The sequence below is a fragment of the Pseudomonas sp. 05N432 genome, from assembly GCF_056396945.1.
The window spans coordinates 1-1,709 of record NZ_JBFTMM010000046.1 but is presented as its reverse complement, the minus strand read 5'-3'; the positions used below and the strand labels follow the sequence as shown (position 1 = coordinate 1,709).

Annotated in this window: 1 protein-coding gene; it reads left to right on the top strand. The window is 61.5% G+C overall.

The genetic code is table 11. The features are described from left to right. A partial coding sequence (locus tag AC1DHT_RS29110) for a beta strand repeat-containing protein (RefSeq protein ID WP_477761582.1) occupies positions 1 to 1,709 on the top strand: 1,709 nt, incomplete at both ends.

Here is a 1,709-nt window from a genome sequence, read left to right as displayed (position 1 = left end):
CGATCAACGCGATCAGCAGCACCGGGGCGGTAGCGGCTGGCACTGCACAAACCAGCGTAGCGGGTGCGTTGACGGCGCTGAACACCGACACGGTCAACACCGCCAATATTGCGGTGAAATATGATGCGGTCGGCGGCAACGCCATCACCTTGGGTGCGACCGGTGGTGCAGGTGCACCGGCCGGCGGGGTGAAAATCACCAACCTGAGTGCCGGTGCCTTGAACGGCACCAGCACTGATGCGGTGAATGGCTCGCAGCTTTTTGCGACCAACCAAAGCCTCAATAACATCAACAATGGTGCCGGCATCAAGTATTTCCATGCCAACTCGATCCTGGCCGACAGCACAGTCACGGGTACTGACAGCGTGGCYGTCGGTCCCGCCGCCAGTTCCACCGCAACGAATGCCGTGGCCATTGGCAACGGCGCCATCGCCGGCACTGCCAACTCCATCGCCCTGGGCAACGGCGCCACCACGGCTGCTGCTGTTGCGACCGTCAATGGCGTGATCAATGGCACCACTTTCAATTACGAGGGTGCGACACCGACTGGCGTATTGAGCGTGGGCAGTGTCGGTAACGAACGTCAGATCAGCAATGTAGCGGCCGGCCAAGTCACTACCACTAGCACCGACGCGATCAACGGCAGCCAACTGTTTGCCACCAATACYGCCGTSAMTAATCTGGGSACCCAGACCACGACGTTGGGCAACACCTCGGCCAACACCCTGGGCGGCGGCGCCACTTACTCATCGGCCACGGGGATTACCGGCTTCAGTCAGCCGATCAACGCGATCAGCAGCACCGGGGCGGTAGGGGCTGGCACTGCACAAACCAGCGTAGCGGGTGCGTTGACGGCGTTGAATACCGACACGGTCAACACCGCCAATATTGCGGTGAAATATGATGCGGTCGGCGGCAACACCATCACCTTGGGGGCGAGCGGTGGTGCAGGCGCACCGGCCGGCGGGGTGAAAATCACCAACCTGAGTGCCGGTGCCTTGAACGGCACCAGCACTGATGCGGTGAATGGCTCGCAGCTTTTTGCGACCAACCAAAGCCTCAATAACATCAACAATGGTGCCGGCATCAAGTATTTCCATGCTAATTCGATCCTGGCCGACAGCAGCGCAACGGGTCAGGACAGCGTGGCCGTCGGCCCAGCCGCGAGTTCGACCGCCGCTAATGCGATCGCCATCGGCAACGGCGCCATCGCCRGCACTGCGAACTCCATCGCCCTGGGCAACGGCGCCACCACGGCTGCTGCTGTTGCGACCGCCAATGGCGTGATCAATGGCACCACTTTCAATTATGAGGGTGCGACACCGACTGGCGTATTGAGCGTGGGCAGTGTCGGTAACGAACGTCAGATCAGCAATGTAGCGGCCGGCCAAGTCACAGCCACCAGCACCGACGCGATCAACGGCAGCCAACTGTTTGCCACCAATACTGCCGTSAMTAATCTGGGSACCCAGACCACTACTCTGGGCAACACCTCGGCCAACACCCTGGGTGGCGGCGCCACTTACTCGCCGGCCACGGGGCTTACCGGCTTCAGTCAGCCGATCAACGCGATCAGCAGCACCGGGGCGGTAGCGGCTGGCACTGCACAAACCAGCGTAGCGGGTGCGTTGWCGGCGCTGAAYACCGACACGGTCAACACCGCCAATATCGCGGTGAAATATGATGCGGTCGGCGGCAACGCCATCACC